Source organism: Sporosarcina obsidiansis (assembly GCF_009651005.1).
Classification (GTDB): Bacteria; Bacillota; Bacilli; order Bacillales_A; family Planococcaceae; genus Sporosarcina; species Sporosarcina obsidiansis.
Window position 1 is genome coordinate 93,254 of the sequence record NZ_WHVW01000003.1, and the last position, 14,944, is coordinate 108,197.

The 14,944-nt window shown below is 41.7% G+C and carries 17 protein-coding genes; 12 read left to right on the forward strand and 5 right to left on the reverse strand.

Annotated elements, in window-relative coordinates; translation table 11 throughout:
• Nucleotides 1-12 precede the first annotated feature (12 nt).
• Complete coding sequence (locus GD002_RS03985; RefSeq protein ID WP_153731178.1) at nucleotides 13-825, reverse strand: dimethylarginine dimethylaminohydrolase family protein; 813 nt, start codon at nucleotides 823-825, stop codon at nucleotides 13-15.
• A 573-nt stretch (nucleotides 826-1,398) separates the two neighbouring features.
• On the opposite strand from GD002_RS03985, the gene GD002_RS03990 reads away from it, so the two are divergent.
• The 5 genes from GD002_RS03990 (at nucleotide 1,399) to GD002_RS04010 (ending at nucleotide 6,105) form a co-directional block, all read left to right on the forward strand.
• Nucleotides 1,399-2,511 (forward strand): mandelate racemase/muconate lactonizing enzyme family protein, encoded by a 1,113-nt coding sequence (locus tag GD002_RS03990; RefSeq protein ID WP_153731044.1) that lies wholly within the window; start codon nucleotides 1,399-1,401, stop codon nucleotides 2,509-2,511.
• Nucleotides 2,508-3,176, forward strand: coding sequence for a GNAT family N-acetyltransferase (locus GD002_RS03995; RefSeq protein WP_153731045.1), 669 nt, complete (start codon nucleotides 2,508-2,510; stop codon nucleotides 3,174-3,176). The genes GD002_RS03990 and GD002_RS03995 overlap by 4 nt, the downstream gene beginning before the upstream one ends.
• 169 nt (nucleotides 3,177-3,345) lie before the next feature.
• Entirely contained in the window at nucleotides 3,346-4,392 is a 1,047-nt protein-coding gene (selD, locus tag GD002_RS04000; protein ID WP_153731046.1) for a selenide, water dikinase SelD, read from the forward strand.
• Nucleotides 4,393-4,413: 21 nt separating this feature from the next.
• A complete protein-coding gene (gene mnmH / locus GD002_RS04005) occupies nucleotides 4,414-5,448 on the forward strand; it encodes a tRNA 2-selenouridine(34) synthase MnmH (RefSeq protein ID WP_153731047.1) in 1,035 nt (344 codons plus the stop codon).
• 228 nt (nucleotides 5,449-5,676) lie between these two features.
• Nucleotides 5,677-6,105 carry a YugN family protein gene (locus GD002_RS04010; protein WP_153731048.1) on the forward strand — a complete coding sequence of 143 codons (429 nt, stop codon included), beginning with the start codon at nucleotides 5,677-5,679 and terminating at the stop codon, nucleotides 6,103-6,105.
• 99 nt (nucleotides 6,106-6,204) lie between these two features.
• On the opposite strand, the gene GD002_RS04015 is transcribed toward GD002_RS04010, so the two are convergent.
• The gene (locus GD002_RS04015; protein ID WP_153731049.1) at nucleotides 6,205-7,143 is read right to left on the reverse strand and encodes a magnesium transporter CorA family protein; all 939 of its coding nucleotides are present in this window, start codon (nucleotides 7,141-7,143) and stop codon (nucleotides 6,205-6,207) included.
• A 209-nt stretch (nucleotides 7,144-7,352) separates the two neighbouring features.
• Between GD002_RS04015 and GD002_RS04020 the strand changes: the two genes are divergently transcribed.
• The 3 genes from GD002_RS04020 to GD002_RS04030 all read left to right on the forward strand — a co-directional run bounded on the left by GD002_RS04020 (nucleotide 7,353) and on the right by GD002_RS04030 (nucleotide 9,608).
• Nucleotides 7,353-8,654 carry an MFS transporter gene (locus GD002_RS04020; protein ID WP_153731050.1) on the forward strand — a complete coding sequence of 434 codons (1,302 nt, stop codon included), beginning with the start codon at nucleotides 7,353-7,355 and terminating at the stop codon, nucleotides 8,652-8,654.
• 123 nt (nucleotides 8,655-8,777) lie between these two features.
• Nucleotides 8,778-9,032 (forward strand): PepSY domain-containing protein, encoded by a 255-nt coding sequence (locus tag GD002_RS04025; RefSeq protein WP_153731051.1) that lies wholly within the window; start codon nucleotides 8,778-8,780, stop codon nucleotides 9,030-9,032.
• Nucleotides 9,033-9,125: 93 nt separating this feature from the next.
• On the forward strand, nucleotides 9,126-9,608 hold the full coding sequence (locus GD002_RS04030) for a GAF domain-containing protein (protein WP_153731052.1): 483 nt from the start codon (nucleotides 9,126-9,128) through the stop codon (nucleotides 9,606-9,608).
• A gap of 38 nt (nucleotides 9,609-9,646) precedes the next feature.
• Here the strand turns inward: GD002_RS04030 and GD002_RS04035 are convergent, their stop codons facing one another.
• On the reverse strand, nucleotides 9,647-10,969 hold the full coding sequence (locus GD002_RS04035) for a sodium-dependent transporter (RefSeq protein ID WP_153731053.1): 1,323 nt from the start codon (nucleotides 10,967-10,969) through the stop codon (nucleotides 9,647-9,649).
• Between the two features lie 173 nt (nucleotides 10,970-11,142).
• On the opposite strand from GD002_RS04035, the gene GD002_RS04040 reads away from it, so the two are divergent.
• From GD002_RS04040 to GD002_RS04055, 4 genes are read left to right on the forward strand one after another with little or no spacing between them, the layout of a single operon-like run.
• The gene (locus tag GD002_RS04040) at nucleotides 11,143-11,595 is read left to right on the forward strand and encodes a helix-turn-helix transcriptional regulator (protein WP_153731054.1); all 453 of its coding nucleotides are present in this window, start codon (nucleotides 11,143-11,145) and stop codon (nucleotides 11,593-11,595) included.
• A 15-nt stretch (nucleotides 11,596-11,610) separates the two neighbouring features.
• The gene (locus tag GD002_RS04045) at nucleotides 11,611-12,762 is read left to right on the forward strand and encodes a PstS family phosphate ABC transporter substrate-binding protein (RefSeq protein ID WP_153731055.1); all 1,152 of its coding nucleotides are present in this window, start codon (nucleotides 11,611-11,613) and stop codon (nucleotides 12,760-12,762) included.
• Nucleotides 12,763-12,787: 25 nt separating this feature from the next.
• Entirely contained in the window at nucleotides 12,788-13,090 is a 303-nt protein-coding gene (locus GD002_RS04050) for a hypothetical protein (RefSeq protein ID WP_153731056.1), read from the forward strand.
• Between the two features lie 21 nt (nucleotides 13,091-13,111).
• Nucleotides 13,112-13,474 (forward strand): DUF3139 domain-containing protein, encoded by a 363-nt coding sequence (locus GD002_RS04055; RefSeq protein ID WP_153731057.1) that lies wholly within the window; start codon nucleotides 13,112-13,114, stop codon nucleotides 13,472-13,474.
• A gap of 66 nt (nucleotides 13,475-13,540) precedes the next feature.
• Here the strand turns inward: GD002_RS04055 and GD002_RS04060 are convergent, their stop codons facing one another.
• Together GD002_RS04060 and GD002_RS04065 are read right to left on the reverse strand one after the other, a co-directional pair.
• Nucleotides 13,541-13,930, reverse strand: a complete 390-nt coding sequence (locus GD002_RS04060; RefSeq protein WP_153731058.1) for an OsmC family protein — start codon at nucleotides 13,928-13,930, stop codon at nucleotides 13,541-13,543.
• A gap of 62 nt (nucleotides 13,931-13,992) precedes the next feature.
• Nucleotides 13,993-14,943, reverse strand: a complete 951-nt coding sequence (locus tag GD002_RS04065) for an alpha/beta hydrolase (protein ID WP_153731059.1) — start codon at nucleotides 14,941-14,943, stop codon at nucleotides 13,993-13,995.
• Nucleotide 14,944 lies beyond the last annotated feature (1 nt).

Genomic DNA, 14,944 nt, shown 5'->3' on the forward strand with positions numbered 1-14,944 from the left:
CAGGCTTTTGGATTATCCGCGTACTACTGGCATTGAGCAGCATCTGAATGAACCACCAGATTTGATGATTTCAGAGAAGTCGACTTCGATGACATGAAATCCGTTTGCGCGTAATGCGGTATTCACTTTTTCGTTTTGTGGAAGGCTAAATACTTTGCTATTGCCGATAGACAAGACGTTCGTACCGAGTGAGAACTGTTCATCCGATTCGACTTCAATCAATTCAAATGCAGCGGCTAATTCGTCGAGTGTATCCTGATCAAATGCGGGCGGGAAAATAAGGGCCTTTTCAGATGAAAGAATATTGAATACACAGTCGAGATGTAAGTAACGACCGTCGAATGGAATGCGCTTGACTTGATATTTAGGTAGCTTTTTTTCAAGCTGACGGACTGCTTCCTCGGAGGTACGGCTACTAATTCCGACATAGAGGGTGCTTCTATCAACGATGACATCGCCACCTTCCATACGATCCGAAGAGGATTGATAGGGAATATCTTCTTCAGTTAGCCATTCTTTGAGTGGCTTTTCTTCACCCTTTCGGATATCGGCAGCCAAGTCGGCAATGAATACTTCGCTGCCGATTGTAAAACCGATATCCCGAGTAAACACTTGCTCGGGAAATTCTTCAGATGCAGGCAATGTGACGACATCCACACCGTTTTCTTTCAAGAGTTTTTCAAACTGAGCATGCTGCTTCATTGCCCGTTCTTTGTTAATATTTTCGTTTTCATATTGTTTTTGTACTTCGTTAATCGCTTCTTCAATTGCCATGAATTTTGGCGGACATAGTATAACTTGACGTAACGTATCATATTCTGTCATGCATTTTATAGAAGGTACTTTTTGTACATGAGTATTCAATGGTAGTTTTCCTCCCAATTGTGAAAGTAATTTATTATATTCCCTTTTACTTATTGTTTTAAACGCTTTTGGTAGAATTACCTAAATAGTAAGCTAGTCGGTTAGGTGCGTAAGTCGGAAGATTCTATACTTGGAGGAAAAGAAAAAGTATAAGGAGCAATTGAATGAAAGCAATTGAGTCATTGCCGCTGCAATCTGGAGAATCCTTGTTTATTGCCGGAGCTTCTAGAGCAATTGAAACATTTTTGATATAGCTTGTGAAACAAATTGAAGAAGTTTTTTCGTTTACGAAAGGTGTTAAAGGGTTTAAAAAGATCCAGACAAGACATGCGAGAGGAAAGTTAGTTTTTCATATGAAAAATAATCCAATTGGATAGAGTGAACTGTCCGGAAAGTCATGAGGATATGACTTTCTGAGCAGCCTTTGTTCATTTTTACAGCTCATAAGATTCGAAATTATGCTAAGAACTAATTGATATGCAGTGTGGTAAAATACATTCCAACATGATGATTTTTTGGAGAGGAAGAAATGATATGAAGATAACTGAAATAGAGGTATATGCGATCCGACTTCCACTAAACGAACCATTTGTGATCAGCTATGCATCATATGATGATATGCCATCTATTATTGTGAAGTTGACAACGGATACAGGGCATGTTGGATTCGGTGAAGCAGTGGCGGATGATCATGTCACGGGTGAGAGTTGGGAGAGCACATTTACAGTAATTCGCCACACGCTTGCTCCACAATTAATAGGCAGCAACCCGAGCTGTTTTGAGCGGATTCATGAAGTGATGGATCAAGCAATTTACGGAGTACCTTCCGCAAAAGCAGCCATTGATATTGCTTGCTTCGATGTGGTGGGAAAGGCAATGGGCATTCCTGCTTACGATTTATTGGGTGGCAGATACCATGAAAAGTTCCCGATCACTCATGTACTAAGCATCGCATCTCCTGAAAACATGGCACAAGAAGCAGCAGAGAGAGTGGCGGTTGGTTATGGATCTTTAAAAATGAAAGTAGGCACAAATATAGCAGAAGACGTACAGCGGATTCGAGCGGTACGCGAGCGAGTAGGACCTAACATAGCTATTCGCGTGGACGTCAATCAAGGATGGAATAATAGTGCAAATACATTGCAGGCCATACGACAGTTGGAAAGCAGTGGATTAGATTGGTTAGAGCAGCCGGTCAAAGCAGATGATATGGACGCGATGGTAGAGATCAAATCCAAAACATCTACACCACTTATGATTGACGAAGGCTTACGCGGAGTTCGTGAAATGCGGGAAATTATTGCGAAACGTGCGGCAGATAAAGTGAATATTAAATTGATGAAATGCGGTGGAATGTACCCTGCAATGAAACTTGCCCACATGGCGGAAATGGCTGGAATCGAATGTCAAATCGGATCAATGGTCGAATCCTCTATAGGTTCAGCAGCAGGTTTTCATGTCGCCTTCTCAAAAAAGATTATAACGAGCGTGGAGTTGACGGGTCCATTAAAGTTCAGCAAAGATATAGGAAATCTTCAATATGATGTACCATTCATTCAGCTCAATGAAAAACCTGGACTTGGCATTGAAGTGGACGAACAAGTGTTGGAAGAATTAACAGTGCGCAGAGAAAAGGTGATTGGATGACGAATAATTCTTTGCAGATAGCTATTGCCTCATTAACAGAAGAACATCTTTCTGAGATTATCGCATTGCAAGATAAAGTGACTGAGGTACTTGAAAAGCCAGAATTTCTTCAACCATTGACGGAGGAGGAGTTTTTGTATATTTTGCATGGGAATGGCATGATGGCGGGTGCTTTTGTAGATGGCCAACTTATTGCATTCCGTGCAATGCTCGATCCGGGAGATGATGACGAACATTTAGGTCTAGATGTTGATATTTCTCAACAAGAATTATCCATTGTTCTTTATTCTGAAATTTCCAATGTACATCCTGAATTTAGAGGGAATGGCCTTCAAATCGTACTAGGTGAATGGCTATTGAGACGGTTAGATCGGAAGCAATACCGCTACATTTGCAGTACAGTCGCACCGCTTAATATTCCTAGTCTGAAAGATAAGTTTGTACTTGGTATGCATATTGCAGCGTTGAAGAACAAATATGGCAATAAGCTACGCTATATTTTCTGCAAAGATGTTGACGTTCCATTTCAAAGTGAAGCAGTCTCTCAAGTACGTACTGTTTTAATGCGTGACATTGCGCAGCAACAGCAATTGCTCACTAATGGCTGGCTGGGCATACGAATAGAACAGCAACATGAAGAATGGTATGTAGTGTATGTGAAATAAGATGTGAGGAGAGGCTATGCAATAATAGCATGGTCTTTTTCTATGTTGAATTCCGTGTTAGCTCGTTTTTTGTAGTGACGAGTCTTATGCGTCATAAGAGCTGAATCCGTATGAAAGTAATACTTTATGGTAAAATTAAGGCATTATAAATGAAAGGTTGATTTTCTCCATGCATAAATCTTCTGTAAAGCTGACATCATTATCTTCAAAAGGAGGCTGCGGCTGTAAAATTGGACCGGCCGATCTTGCTGAAGTACTTCATACTTTGCCTCCGGGTCTTGCGGATCCCAACTTGCTCGTTGGTCTCGATACGAGTGATGATGCAGGCGTATACAAATTGAACGATACGACAGCTATCGTGCAAACATTGGATTTCTTCACGCCAATTGTCAATGATCCGTATGATTTTGGACAGGTTGCGGCAGCCAATGCCATTAGTGACGTCTATGCAATGGGCGGAAAACCTATTACGGCATTGAATATTGTTGCGTTCCCCATTCACACATTAGAGAGAAGTGTATTGACGGAAATTTTACGAGGCGCTGGCGATAAATTGAAGGAAGCGGGTGCCGTGTTGGTAGGAGGTCACTCTATTGATGATAAGGAACCTAAATTTGGCATGGCTGTGACTGGCGTAGTTCACCCTGATAAGGTTCGTACAAATGCAGGAGCTAAACCAGGAGACCGATTAATTTTAACGAAACCAATTGGTGTGGGCATTATGACCACTTCATTAAAAAATGAATTATTGACAGAAGAAGAAGTAACACGTGTCACGAACGTCATGACCACGCTCAATAAGACAGCGGCTGAAGTGATGGACGAGTATACCGTGCATGCGTCTACGGATGTGACGGGCTTTGGATTACTAGGGCATGCGTCAGAAATGGCCAAGGGAAGTGGCGTTTGCTTACGGATTGACAGTCAGCAAGTTCCAATCTTGCCTCGTACAAGAGAATTGGCAGAAGCAGGCTCAGTGCCAGGTGGAACGAAAAACAACTTTGCTCATTTGGAAAGTGTTGTGGACTATCCTGAAGCGATGGATCAAGTAGGAAAATGGATTCTGTGTGATGCGGTGACGTCGGGTGGTTTACTCGTTTCTGTTGCGAGTGAAGAAGCCGATCGCCTTTTAGCGCAACTGCGTAAAGAAGGTGTAGATGCACATCTGATCGGAGAAGTGACTGACGAGCAGGACGGTAGGATCATTGTGCAGTAAATTTAGGAGATGGTGAAGGACATGGTTCGAGACATTACATTGACAGAAGCACTAGATTTACAGCAAAGACAATCCTATACGTTAGTCGATGTCCGCTCCCCAAAAGAATATCAAGAAGCTACTATACCAGGCAGCCTCAACATTCCAATCTTCAATGATGAAGAGAGGGCCGAAGTAGGTACATTATATAAACAAGTAGGTAAGCAGGCTGCGAAGGATCGAGGTTTGGAGATTTTTTCTCAGAAATTACCTTCTTTTATTGAAGCGTTTAAACAAATTGACACACCGATTACGATTTTTTGCTGGCGTGGCGGCATGCGCAGCAAAACGGCTGTGACGGTGTTAGATTTGATGGGCATCCACGCAAATCGGATAAGCGGAGGTATTCATACGTACCGCCAGCATGTGGTTCAATGTCTAGAAGAGCCGTTCATCCCTCAATTGATCGTGTTGAACGGATATACAGGAAGTGGCAAGACGAGAATTCTTCATAAGCTGATGGAAGACGGGTTCCCGGTCATCGATTTGGAAGGCATGGCAGGCCATCGAGGTTCGATTTTCGGGCAAATTGGCGTAAAGCCGAACAATCAAAAGAAATTCGAAATTTTATTGGCGGAAAAGCTAGTGCAATATGCGAATGAACGCTATGTATTCATTGAGGGAGAAAGCAAGCGTATCGGGCACGTACATATGCCTCAAGCGATATATGAGAAAAAAGAGCAAAGTCCGCAGTGGATCATTCAGTTGCCCACAGAAGTGCGGGTGGAAGAAATTATTTCTGAATATGAACCCTGGAAACGTCCAGCTCAGTTTTTAGAAGCTTTCCAGCATATTCAGAAGCGAATTCATCATCCCATTGCTGCGCAAATCAAAAGTGATTTAGAGACTGGTCAATTTGCTGAAGCTATTGAACAGTTGTTGATTCATTACTATGATCCTCAATATGAGTATTCCGTTGCACGCTTTGCCATGTCGGGTGAGCACGTGATCCAGGCTAAAACCGTACAGGAAGCGTATGGAGAATGTGTAAATCGATATAAAGAATTGGTGAAATAAGTAGTGAAGACTGTTTGGAAGGTCTGTGAAATCAGACATTCTGGACAGTCTATTTTGTGTGATGCCATAGATTCACTTCTGGTTGACATCGTAGCGCTCATAAATCCTGTCAGAACGTAAAAGATAACCTCTTTCAAATAGTCCATTCTAGTTTGGTAGTCAAATAACTAGGGTATTCCTATGTTTATAATTAACTAGACTAAATCGAAATGGAAAAGAGGACAAGCCATGATCGAGTTAAAGACAAATCTGGATGGTAAGAAATCGTTATTTGGAGACGCCTGTAAGGTACTAGGGGAGCACGATATTTCAATGGGTGGTAACTGGGATTTTGATCGGGGGAATTTCGACACGATCTTAAACCAAGACGGCGGGGAGTCGATCTATTTGAGGCTTCCTTTCGATGTTGTCGATGGAATGTTAGATGAGGATAATGCTATGATATCCTTCCGTACACCTTTTATTATTAAGCATGTTGTAAATATTGGGTTGGACAATGAGGATAGTCCCGTATTGGCTGCTGCTGGACTAGATCAGTTCCAAACTCCAACCGACAAAGACGCACCAATTGTGTATGATGAAAAGTGGGTCATTGAGGGAGAAGAACGCATAGCAAAGTTTTCCGATCATCCTATTTTCATTGCGCCTTTTGTTTAAGAGGCGGTATAGATTTTTTAGAGCGAGAGAGCCATCCTTATCAAATAGGGAGAGCTCTTTTTTGAGCTTTACATATGCATTAGCGCATTGGAAGCATGTTCATTTGAATAATGAATTCTTACTTCGTGTATGAAGAATTTCTCCGGTCCAGCCTTTTTTATGCATATATAAGTAAATTAGCCCGGTCGTGAGCAATATCGTACTAAGAGCAAAGACATATGCATATTTTTCATCCAGCTCAGGCATAAATTTAAAATTCATTCCCCAAATTGCTCCAAATACAGTGCTTGGCATGAAAACAGTGGTGATGACCGTTAAGGTTTTCATAATCTCATTTCCACGTTGACTGGAGACTAGACTTTCTAAATCGGTTAATGCCTCTACTTCTTTCATGTATTCAGTGATCAGTAGACGGATCCGCTTTAACCTCTTGCATAGCTGTCTAAATGAGAAGATTTCCAGCAAATTTTCATTGAAGGTTTCTTCAATGGCTAATTGTAGCTCGATCACTGGAATAACTAAATTGTTCCAGATGATAAGCTCGTGTCGGCTTTGGGAGATTCTATCAAGTAACTGCAAATTATTATTCTCCTTAATCTCCCAAATCAGTTCTCTTAACCTATATTCAAATTGGTCAATCTGCTGAAGGAAGCTATACAAAATGGTATTTAGTAAGACGGTAAATCCTTCTAGCGCATTTTCAGCTCTTTTCATGTTCATCGTTAGTTCTTCTTGTGCTTCCTTAGAAAAGGTAGAAAGGTCTAAACGATGAGTCAATAACAAGTTAGTTGTCAGGAAAAATGAAAAGACGTTTGAGTTTTCTTTTTCTTCCATACTTTGAATATACGTCAGGTTCCCCCAAATTGCTTCTTCGCCTTCCATTGCAGTCGATATTCCAATAGCATTCCAATCATTCTGATCCAAGGCATCCATCCAGGACTCACACATCTGATGTTCTTTAACTAGCTTCTGCCGTAGATTTTGCTCTTTTCCTATATCAATCCATTTCCAATCGTTTCCACTAGTTGTTTGTTCCACAAAAATACCTCCTTCCTTATCAGTAACTTACCCACCTAGCTAGCTTGTTCAAACGCATTGCAGAAGGTAAGGTATTCCAGTAGATAGCCTACTTAGTGGCCAGTATGATAAGATGAGGCAGAGTATTCAGACAGGAAGACCTGCTTAATAAAATATCCTGAAATCTAGTGAAAGTACCTATTGAGAAGGAATAGGAAGGAGCATGAAAGGTGAAAAATAGCCAAGAGATTTCAGCCTACACACATTCCGAAACAGCAAAGGAGCAACTATATAAGCGTTCGTTGTTCGTCGTTATGATTTCTCAGATATTTGGCGGTGCAGGACTGGCAGCAGGTATTACAGTCGGCGCGCTATTAATACAAGAAATGACGGGAAGTGAGAGCTTGGCTGGACTGCCGATTGCCCTATCCACATTTGGCTCTGCGTTTGCTGCGTATATCGTTGGCCGGCTATCACAGCGTTATGGCCGACGTATCGGTCTGTCAGCAGGTTTTATCACAGGTGGTATCGGTGCAGCAGGAGTAATTATTGCCGCGATGACAGGAAGTCTGGCTTTGTTATTCATTTTCTTATTTATTTATGGTGCGGGGACATCTACGAATCTGCAAGCACGCTATGCCGGAACCGATCTGGCCAATGAAAAGCAGCGGGCTACGGCTGTCAGTGTATCCTTGGTTTCCACGACAATTGGTGCAGTAGCAGGACCTAATCTGGTGTTGCCAATGGGGCATGTAGCCAATTTTATTGGCATACCTACACTGACAGGAGTATTTTTGCTAGCTGGTGTCGCATACGTGTTAGCGGGTCTCATATTCTTTATCTATTTACGACCTGACCCGTTGTTGGTGGCACGCGAGATGGAGTTAGCGAATGAAGAACGTAGAAAACATTCACAAGATGGGCAATTCATTCACAATCAAACTTACAATCGTATGGGAGTTTGGGTGGGGGCGATTGTTCTTGTCTTATCCCATGGAGTAATGGTCGCGATTATGACCATGACGCCTTTACATATGCAGCATCATGGTGCAGGTCTGTCGGGTATCGGTTTGGTGATCGGTCTTCATATCGCGGGTATGTATGTGCCATCCATTTTTACAGGTGTATTAGTAGATAAGGTTGGACGACCAGCTATGGTGATTGCATCAGGGATTACGTTAGCGATATCAGGTATTCTAGCGGCCTATGTAGCAGGTGGCTCGGTCTTTTGGATGTCATTTTCATTGATTCTACTAGGTGTTGGATGGAATTTCGGTTTAATTAGTGGAACTGCGATTGTCATTGATTCAACAGACGTTCTGACACGTGCAAAGACGCAAGGAAGTATCGACGTGTTTGTCGCGCTGGCTGGTACGGTGGGAGGTTTGGCTTCCGGCTTGATCGTAGCTTTCTCCAATTTTGCTGTGTTGAGCTTTTTAGGAATGTACATATCATTGCTACTAATTCCACTCATCGTTTGGATGCGGTATAAAGAAAAAAGATATTCAGTTGAGTCTGCTTATAAAGCATAATAAATCAAAAAATATTTCCGGGGAAATAACGCAAAATTCTCTTTAAAACGACATCGTATGTTGACGTACATTATTTCATTTCTATGCATAGATTGATATCGAATAAAGAAATGGAGGAATCAAATGAATCAACTACAAGAAGAGCAAAATAATTATTGGGCAAATCACTGGCAGCATCCGCAGTACCGAAGAATTTCAATAGAACAAGCAAATGAAATTGCTTTGGAAAGGGTGCCAGGACATGTGGTGAAGTCAGAGCTTGATTATGATGAAGGTATGTTGATTTATGAGATCGATATTCGAACGGCTGAAGGTCATAAGTATGAAGTGAAAGTAGATGCTGTGATGGGTGAAGTGTTAAAAGTAAAGTGGGATTGAGTTGTATCGTAAAGTAAGTTTGATTGCTTTTCCTTCGTGGCTATTCTGTGTATGATAAAAGTAAGATCTACGTACAGAAAGCGGGGAAACAGTATGTTCACGACAATTGATTATTCTAGTAATCTTCAAGAAAAGTATAAGCAGCTTTCAGTTCAGCTAGATGCCCTAGTTTCGGGAGAACCGAATGTTTACGCCAATTTAAGTAATGCTTCCGCTCTCTTAAATCAATTTTTCGATCGCATCAATTGGGTTGGGTTTTATTTGATGGATGGCGAAGAATTAGTGCTCGGGCCGTTCCAGGGATTGCCAGCTTGTATCCGCATACCACTTGGCAGAGGGGTTTGTGGCACAGTAGCAAAAACGAAAAAAGGATTGGTCGTTCCTGATGTCAATGCATTTCCTGGTCATATTGCCTGCGATGCAGCTTCTCGATCAGAAGTTGTCGTGCCACTTATCAAGGATGGCGAAGTGTTCGGCGTGCTAGATATTGACAGTCCAGAGCTTAACCGATTTAATGAGGAAGATCTTGCAGGACTCACACAAATAGCAGAAGTACTCATGAAGCATATTAAATAAGAGAAAAGCACGCCGGAGAGACTTCTCCAGCGTGCTTTTTACATTCCGAAAATCCAGGTAATGAAAATAACTACTATAGCCAGCGGTGCAAAATAGCGGACGAGTACTTTCCATAGGGAATGGAGTATAGGGTTCATCTGTAGCTCTTCCGCCGTGTCCTCTTTTGTCAGGACGAAGCCAGCGAATAATGAAACCGCTAGTGCTCCTAAAGGCATCGCAATACGGCTCGTCAGGATGTCGGCAAAATCAAAAATGGAGTTGTTGAACAGCTTTACATCCGACAACAAACCGAATGATAACGCGCTTGGAATACCAACCAAAAAGATCAGCCCGCCAAATACCCAGGCGGCACGTCTTCTTCGATCATGTTTCTTACGAATCCCTGTCGAGACAACGATTTCAAGCATCGCAATCGCAGATGTCAGTGTAGCAAACAGCATTAAGAAAAAGAAAATAATTAAAAATACGCTGCCAAATGGTATTTCATTGAAAATGGCCGGTATGATAACAAAAATCAATCCTGGTCCTGCTTCAGGCGAGTGCCCGAGTGCGAAGACTGCAGGGAAAATCACAAGGCCAGCCAGTATAGAAATTCCAATATTTAACATCGAGACGTTAAACGCAGACTGACCGAGCTTCTCCTCTTTTGAAAGGTAAGAAGCGTAAGTCATCATCGCAGTTACCCCAACACTTAGGGAAAAGAATGCTTGACCTAAGGCGACGAGAAAAGTAGTTCCGTTGAAATAGCTCCAATCGGGAACAAATAGAAAACGAACACCTTCCATCGCTCCATCCAATGTCAATGAACGGATTGCTAAGACGATGAATGAAAGAAATAACAATGGCATAATCCAACGACTGGCGCGTTCAATTCCACCACGGATTCCACTTTGTACAATCCAAATTGTCAGTCCCATAAACACGGCTTGTGCAATGAGAACTTCCCACGGATTGGCAATGGTGGAGTTGAATAGTTCTCCGTAATCAATGCCCCCTAGCTGGAACGTAAAGGCTCTTGCTAAATAAGATAAAATCCAACCCCCGACTACGCTGTAAAATGACAAAATGATAAAAGAGGAGGCAAGACCCATCCAGCCGACCCACGCCCAGTTGCGTCTAGTAGATAGCTTCTTTAAGGACGTAACCGCATCGGCCTGTCCTCTTCGCCCAATTACAAATTCAGCCAATAAAATTGGCAAGCCAATCAAGAGTGTACAAATGATGAATAGCAGGACAAATACGCTGCCACCGTTTGTTCCGGCCATATAAGGGAATTTCCAGATGGCTCCTAATCCAATGGCGCTACCTGCAGCTGCTAATATAAAACCGATCTTAGAAGTCCATTGTTCACGCTGTTTCATATAAATCCTCGTTTCCTATACATAAAAACAAATTCACTAAATCCTATCATAATTTTAAGAAAAAAGCGATGGTTACAAGGTTGACAGAGAGTTTTGAAAATTCATTTGCTTACTCATTCTGTATGGTGTAATATTACACCAAAGGGTATAAAATGTTACTAAGAGGTGAGTGCATGAACCAACAAGACCTAATCGATTTGATATCTCTCAAACTACGGGTTGTACGCTTGGAAAAAGAATATTCTCAACAGAAGATGGCGGATGTATTAGGTCTCTCTAAAAAGACCTTGATCCAAATCGAAAAAGGCAGAGCGGCAGCTAGTTGGACGGCTGTGATCGCGGTATGTGCTTTATTTAGAGACAGTGATGTTTTGCAAGCTACAGTAGGTGGTGATCCGCTAGAAGTGCTAGAAACGATTGCGCACGATGTGATTGACCGTCCAATTGATCAGTCGATGGGTGGAAAAGTGTGGTGGCGAGAGCTCGAAAAGAAGGGGCGATTCCGTTTACAGCAAAACTTGATTAGCCAGCATTATCGAATTTTAGACAAAGAACATTATCGTTGGTACAGCTCGTTTGATGAAGGTGAAGCGAGACATCGTTTAAATGAATTGAGTGGAAAGTAGAAAGGGGAGAGTGAAATGTTTGCTTCAATTATGTTTGCTGTATTTTTATTACTCGTTATTTTATTTTTCGCAGCAATAGGCTCTTTTTATTTGTTGTTTATGGGGTTGTTTCATTATTTACCGCTAATGATCGCAGTAGTTGTGATTTTATATGTGTGGATTGTGATGATGATTTTTCACTTTTTCAGCACGAAGCAGCGGAAGATTGGGTTTGGGGCGGTTGCTACTGTCATCTTGCTCGGAGCGTCGGTATGGCCAATTTTTACAGCCTATAAAAATAGTATTCCGACGGTGGATGCGGAGGTCGAAGTGAATGCATATGAGCCATTTTTAGAGGACTCAAAACTTGCTAAGCTAGATGAACCGGCAAGTATGCAGCTTCAAGATCATTTACCAAGCATGGATGGTGCAACGGCTTTGTATCCTCTATATGCATCGTTTGTTCAGGCCGTATATCCTGAAAAGGTATACAGCCCATATGACAGTGAAGTGATGGTCAATACGACACCCGAAGCTTATCGAAATTTATTCGAAGGCAATGTGGATATGATTTTTGCGGCCGGCCCGTCTGATGGACAACTGAAAATGGCGGAGCAAAAAGGATTGAAGTTGGAACTGACACCAATAGGGCGGGAAGCCTTCGTGTTCTTCGTTAATCAAAAAAATCCGATAGACAGTTTGGAATTGAAACAAATTCAAGATATTTATGCAGGGAAGGTTACGAATTGGCAGGAAATCGGTGGCAAGAACGAACCGATCCGGGCGTTCCAGCGGCCTGCAGACAGTGGGAGCCAAACGGCGCTTGAGCGGCTGATGGGAGACATTCCGATTATGGAAGCTCCGCAAGAAAATGTAGCAGAAGGAATGGGTGGTATTATTCAGGAAGTTTCAACGTATCGAAATTACAAAAACGCAATTGGTTATACGTTCCGCTATTACTCAACCGAGATGGTTGGGAATGATGAAATAAAGCTGCTGGCGATTAATGGAGTAGCACCGACAAAGGAAACGATTCGTGCAGATGAGTATCCAATTTCATCTGAGTTTTATGCTATCACAGCAGGTACAGACAATCCGAATGTAGAGAAGTTTATCGAATGGATCGTATCTCCACAAGGTCAGAAATTGGTGGAAAAAGTCGGTTATGTGCCAGTGAAGAAACAGTGAAGTATGTAGAGAGGGGTGCTTTGCAATGAAGACGGTGATATCGATAGGAGTGAGCATAACTATCGCGACAATCTTGGGTGTGTATGGTCAAGGGCTGGCTTATTACATGAGTGAGCATATGGCTGATATTCATCCCATCTATTATTTGACTGCGTTCACTGTGATGAGCATGCTGTTGTATGTAGCCAGCTTCGTTTTAGCTCATTTATTGCTGAAGAAGAAAAAGAAGAACGAAGGGAAAGTCATTGCTGCTTTTTTCGTGATCAGTATCTTCGCTGTCCCAATTTCCGTATTTTCATTTTTTGTCACCGTGATGTGGTGGGGGTAGACTGGAGTGTGAAGGAGTGAAATGCTTAAGGGAGATATTATGAAAAAACTCATTCTAATTACATTGAGTATTCCTCTTGTTATATTACTTTTGTACACTACAAACAAATTTATTCATAAAAAGTCAGCAGAGCGCAATTTCGATAGTTATGTAGAGACGCACGGCTATCAAGATGATATATTCTCACAAGAAACTATGTATGATTCGAAAATAGGTGTATTTTATATTCGCGTTTATTATAAAAAATATCCAGAACGTGAATACGAGTATTACTATTTTTCTAATGATTACATTGTGGCATCTGCTTATGAAAAAGGTGTGCAGATTAATACAGACGAGTATTTAGAAGGATTCGGAGAAGAAAACGAGAAAGATAATCGTTAAAGATTGTACGTGCTAATTAAAAAATCAAGACGGCATGTCGGGTAAAATCCAGGCATGCCGTCTTTCTTATTTTCCACCAATCTCATACGTCTTTACAACATCAATACAGCCAACTACAGATTGCAACATAGAACAGTTTTTCTCTGTTAGCTCCATAATTCTCGGCATTTTTTCTTCCGTGATGTCAGAACCGATAATCGTAAAATGAAGATGAATCTTCATAAGTCGGCTGGCATCATCTTGAGAACGTACGACTTCCTTCACTTCAATCGCGATATCATCGGCAGGCATGCGCATTTTATCAAGAATTTTTCGCATGACACCGCCGCCACACGCTGCGATGGAAGCTACCATTAGTTGATATGGACGAAATCCTTTTTCTTCATTGGAGGAAATGTGTAATGTGCCGAATTCTGTTTCTGTGTCAAACCCGTTTTCTGTCATGTGAAATTGCATATTATCAGCTCCTTATGCTGTCAGTATACGTTGTTTTGAAGAAAAAGCAGAAGATTTTGCTTCTAGTCTGTTAAGGTACGATCCAAGAAACTCTGCACATGCTTTTCGTAATCGATTGTTATATTATCATAGGCTTTTGTGTGACCTGCATCTGGGACAATCCATAATTCCTTATCGCCTTCCGCTGCGTCATAGATTTGCTGTGCCATTTTAGTCGGAACTAAATCATCTGTATCGCCATGGATAATTAACAAAGGTCGTGTATTTTTCTTTACTTGATTCACTACAGATGCCTCTTCGAAAGTATAGCCTGCACGAATATTGGTCACCATACTTGTGACATTCAGCAAGGGGAAAGAAGGTAAGTTGTAAATATGTTTTAACTGATGTGCAAGCTCTTCTTTGACACTACTGTAAGCACTATCAGCAATTATCCCTTTCACTTCATCAGGAAGTTCTTCTCCGCTCGTCATAAGTACGGTAGCGGCACCCATCGAGTTACCATGCAAGATGATTTGCTTTTCACCGTACATCGTTAAAAAATGTATCCATTGTTTATAATCCAATCGATCGTGCCAGCCATAGCCAATATAATCGCCACCGCTTTCCCCGTGCCCGCGTGAATCCGGTAATAGCACGTCGAAGCCTAGATCGTAGTAGAATTTCGCAAGCTTGCCCATATCTTCGCCTGTATTACGAAATCCATGCGCTAAAATGACACCTTTTCCTTGTAGCTTATCCTGGCTAATGAATTGTGCCTGAAGTTCAATTCCTTCATCAGATTCAATTGTAATAACCTCTGGCTCTTGCTGGCCAAACCATTCTTTTGCTTCTTGTAAATGTTGCAGATCTTCTTTGCTTGCCAAGCTGTTAACAGAAGACGCTTCGGTGTGCAAGACTACCTCGGTTCCTCTCTTTACGGCTTGATTGTAGAAATAGTTTCCCGCAAATAAAAGAGCAACTGTCATTAAAACTAGTATTGCTCCTATCAAAACTCCAATCTTCCTCTTCATA

Excerpts from the sequence above, each read along its gene's own strand:
- GD002_RS04025 (WP_153731051.1), top strand. The coding sequence starts at position 8,778 with ATGAATCAACTACAAGAAGAGCAAAATAATTATTGGGCAAATCACTGG.
- GD002_RS04065 (WP_153731059.1), bottom strand. The coding sequence starts at position 14,943 with ATGAAGAGGAAGATTGGAGTTTTGATAGGAGCAATACTAGTTTTAATG.
- GD002_RS03985 (WP_153731178.1), bottom strand. The coding sequence starts at position 825 with ATGACAGAATATGATACGTTACGTCAAGTTATACTATGTCCGCCAAAA.
- GD002_RS04030 (WP_153731052.1), top strand. The coding sequence starts at position 9,126 with ATGTTCACGACAATTGATTATTCTAGTAATCTTCAAGAAAAGTATAAG.
- GD002_RS04010 (WP_153731048.1), top strand. The coding sequence starts at position 5,677 with ATGATCGAGTTAAAGACAAATCTGGATGGTAAGAAATCGTTATTTGGA.
- GD002_RS03995 (WP_153731045.1), top strand. The coding sequence starts at position 2,508 with ATGACGAATAATTCTTTGCAGATAGCTATTGCCTCATTAACAGAAGAA.
- GD002_RS04040 (WP_153731054.1), top strand. The coding sequence starts at position 11,143 with ATGAACCAACAAGACCTAATCGATTTGATATCTCTCAAACTACGGGTT.
- GD002_RS04045 (WP_153731055.1), top strand. The coding sequence starts at position 11,611 with ATGTTTGCTTCAATTATGTTTGCTGTATTTTTATTACTCGTTATTTTA.
- selD (WP_153731046.1), top strand. The coding sequence starts at position 3,346 with ATGCATAAATCTTCTGTAAAGCTGACATCATTATCTTCAAAAGGAGGC.
- GD002_RS04035 (WP_153731053.1), bottom strand. The coding sequence starts at position 10,969 with ATGAAACAGCGTGAACAATGGACTTCTAAGATCGGTTTTATATTAGCA.
- mnmH (WP_153731047.1), top strand. The coding sequence starts at position 4,414 with ATGGTTCGAGACATTACATTGACAGAAGCACTAGATTTACAGCAAAGA.
- GD002_RS04050 (WP_153731056.1), top strand. The coding sequence starts at position 12,788 with ATGAAGACGGTGATATCGATAGGAGTGAGCATAACTATCGCGACAATC.
- GD002_RS03990 (WP_153731044.1), top strand. The coding sequence starts at position 1,399 with ATGAAGATAACTGAAATAGAGGTATATGCGATCCGACTTCCACTAAAC.
- GD002_RS04060 (WP_153731058.1), bottom strand. The coding sequence starts at position 13,930 with ATGCAATTTCACATGACAGAAAACGGGTTTGACACAGAAACAGAATTC.
- GD002_RS04055 (WP_153731057.1), top strand. The coding sequence starts at position 13,112 with ATGCTTAAGGGAGATATTATGAAAAAACTCATTCTAATTACATTGAGT.